The sequence below is a fragment of the uncultured Maricaulis sp. genome (genome assembly GCF_905480005.1).
Taxonomy (GTDB): Bacteria; Pseudomonadota; Alphaproteobacteria; order Caulobacterales; family Maricaulaceae; genus Maricaulis.
Genome location: NZ_CAJQOO010000053.1, coordinates 1 through 3045, shown reverse-complemented (window position 1 = coordinate 3045; position 3045 = coordinate 1). Strand labels below are relative to the sequence as shown.

At 62.2% G+C, this 3045-nt stretch carries 2 protein-coding genes; both read right to left on the bottom strand.

The window, feature by feature from the left end; all coding sequences use genetic code 11:
* Positions 1-4: 4 nt before the first annotated feature.
* On the bottom strand, positions 5-742 hold the full coding sequence (locus QZ266_RS06150; RefSeq protein WP_295692715.1) for a type II secretion system protein GspK: 738 nt from the start codon (positions 740-742) through the stop codon (positions 5-7).
* Between the two features lie 94 nt (positions 743-836).
* A complete protein-coding gene (locus tag QZ266_RS06145; RefSeq protein WP_295692712.1) occupies positions 837-2789 on the bottom strand; it encodes a secretin N-terminal domain-containing protein in 1953 nt (650 codons plus the stop codon).
* Positions 2790-3045 lie beyond the last annotated feature (256 nt).

The following is a 3045-nucleotide window of genomic DNA, read 5'->3' as shown; positions in this document are numbered from 1 at the left end:
CGCGTCATGAGTTGGTCCCACATCTATGAGCCGACAATGCCGACTGATCCCACGCCTGGATCCAATAGGGTTCGTCTCGCATTCCCGTCAGTCGAACCAGGATACGCGCACGCTGCCCCTCTTGCGGGCCAACGAGAATTTCAAGCGTCAGCCCGATCAAGTCACCGGAGCCAAGGCTGACCGGAACGGACGCGGAGGATGCCATCACCTCGTCACCCAGCAGGGCTTGGCGCACCCAATCGGGCGCCACCGCCAAATCCGGAGCGCTCGCCAGAGACGAGACAGTGCCATACTCGGTCAGGCAATCGAGCACCTCTGGCGTCATGCCCAAAACGTGTTCAACTTCATCCGTCCTGGCAAAGGCCTGATTGGCAGGGCCGACCTCGCCGAGCGCCTCATACTGCGGCCGCTCGGCACCACGCAAACTGACCAGGCCATCCCCGTCACGCCAATCCATGATCGCGGCGGCCAGGCTCGCCGCATCGCTGGCGCCCGCCTTGGCGAGGACTGGCCCCAGGACTTGCGGGGGCGCATGATTGAGATCGATCAGGCCGGCCGGCGAGAACACCGTGGCACGCAGGCGGGCGCCCTCAACTTCGATCTCAAATGGGTCTGCGTAATAGGTCGCCGTGCCGCCCGCCCGCAAGCGCCAGAGCACCCGCGCAAAGGCCTGGTCAAACACAGCGTCCGCCTCAATCGCCACGCGTTGATCCCGCGCCGAATGCGCTGTCTCAACCATCATGTGAATCACCAGCACCGCGAGCGCCGCCAAAAAAGCGGCGATGCCCAACGTCGCGATCAGCGCTGAGCCTGTCTCATCGCGATGACGTGCCAGGCTAGTCATTTTCGCGTAGTTGGCCGAAGCCGCGATCGCGCATGATCTCAAGGCGATCAGCCAGATCCCGGGTCGCTGCTGCAGCATCCACGGATGAGCGGATCACGCGCGGCGTCAAAAAGACGATCAATTCCGTACGGCGCTCAACATCACTGCGCTCGCTGAAGAGCGCTCCCAAACCGGGAATGCGCTGCAAGCCAGGCACGCCGGAGCGGGTCTGTGAGCGGCTGGATCGAATGAGTCCGCCCAGCGCGACGGTCTGGCCATCAAAAACCGTGATCGTGGTCTCAAATCGACGCTGTTGAATGGTGGGGGAGTCGATACCGGATGTCGTCGTCTCAGCGACGGATGAGACTTCCTGTTCGACTTCCAGCTGAACCGCGCCATCGCGGCTGATGCGCGGCGTGACCGACAACACCACTCCGGTATCACGAAACTCAACCGAATTGACGATCGGGGCATCGGGATTGGAAACGCTGACCGCGCTTTGCGTCACCACAGGCACCTGATCGCCGACCTGGATCAAGGAGGGGCGATTATCCAGCGCCATGATCTGGGGCGTTGATACTGTCTCAACATCGGTGATCGACGCGATCGCACTCAAGGATGCGCGAACATAATCGGAAGAATACGTATAGGCCCATCCGGGCAGGACCGCCCCGACGCCGCCACCTGCATTGCCTGTGGAGATGACTTGTCCGCCATCGCGGGTGTCGAGGAACCACTGCACGCCATAGCGAAGGTCATCATTGAGGACGACTTCGACAATGCGTGCTTCGATCATCACCTGATCGGGGGCCTGGTCGAGCTGGGCAGCGAGTTCGGACACTTGCTCGAAGCCTTCATCATCCGCGATGATCAGGAGTGAGTTCGATGCCTCATCGGCTTGAACGGTTATGGATGCTGCGCCGGCATTCGCACCTTCAGTTGCGAAGAGATCACTCAACCGTTCCGCCAAATCGGACGCATTGGCATTTGCGAGGGACAGGGCCCGGACGCGCCGCCCGCGCGGTGCCCGGACATCAAGGCGCTCAATCCATTCTTCTGCCTGGGCGAGCCGAGCCGGGGTTTGGGCGATCACAACGATGGCGCCCAGTCGCTCCAGCGGCACGAACTCGATCTGAGCGCCGATTGGGCCATCGACACCGCCGAGAATGGAGCGGAGCTCGCCGATCACCGCGTCGGGTTCGGCGGCCTCAAGGGGTCGCAGCGAGAAGGACATGGCCTCCAGCCAGTCTACGTCAAAAAGTGCAATCGTATCGAGCAGGACTTCGAGCTGGGCCGGATCTCCTGACACGATGACCAAAGAGCGAGGCTCGTCAGCTTGGATGGCATTCTGGTTGGACGCGAAGGGGCGCAGCAAACGGGCCATCTCACGCGCCTGAACATAATCAAGCGGCACAATCACGCTGCCATATCCGGGCGGCAGGCCTTCACCGGCAATCCGTGGGCCGCGCGCAAAGGATTGTGCACGCGATTCCGGCGCAACAAAGAAGACCCCGTCAGAGGTCTCCACCAGGCTAGCGCCGGACAGGCGCAGCGCGCGGTCCAACGCCGCGGGCAAGTCCTCGCGGGCAACAGGCCGCGCCGAGCGCAGCGTCACACGGCCGTTAACTTGCGGATCAATGACGAACTCAGCGCCCAGGACATCGCCGATAACGGCAGATACGACATCGCTGATCGCGACATTCTGGAAGGCCAGCTCGACACCGTTGGTCGTGGTCCGAACCGAAGCCTGGCGCGACCGCGCCGGGGCGACAAATTCGCCGGAACCGACATCACGGTAGGCCGGGTCTGCGGGGGTTTCAGCGGGCTGCGTTTCAGGCTGTGTCGCGGCGGATCTCTCAACCTGGCCTGGCTGTTCGCTCGGCGACGCCGATGGCGCAGAGCCGCGGGTAAACGCTGCAAAGTCTGGCGAGTTCGCACAGGCTCCCACACCGAGGAGAAGCGCCATCAGAAATAGGCGGGTTACTCGACTGAACACGGTGGATAGTCCCCAAGCTTTGCTCACACGCCTAAAGCGCATGCTGCGCTTATACAGCATCACAAGATAAGCTGCGCCAATCAATCGCACCCCAATAATTGAAGCGGACCTGTCGGAATTTCAGTCTCCACAATGGACGCTCTTGCACCGACGCTGACCTAGCTTCCCTGCGACGCGCTCCCGATCAAAGAGCCCGCCAACGCCACAGCCTCCCGAACCGGGTCGT

Excerpts from the sequence above, each read along its gene's own strand:
- QZ266_RS06150 (WP_295692715.1), bottom strand. The coding sequence starts at position 742 with ATGATGGTTGAGACAGCGCATTCGGCGCGGGATCAACGCGTGGCGATT.
- QZ266_RS06145 (WP_295692712.1), bottom strand. The coding sequence starts at position 2,789 with ATGGCGCTTCTCCTCGGTGTGGGAGCCTGTGCGAACTCGCCAGACTTT.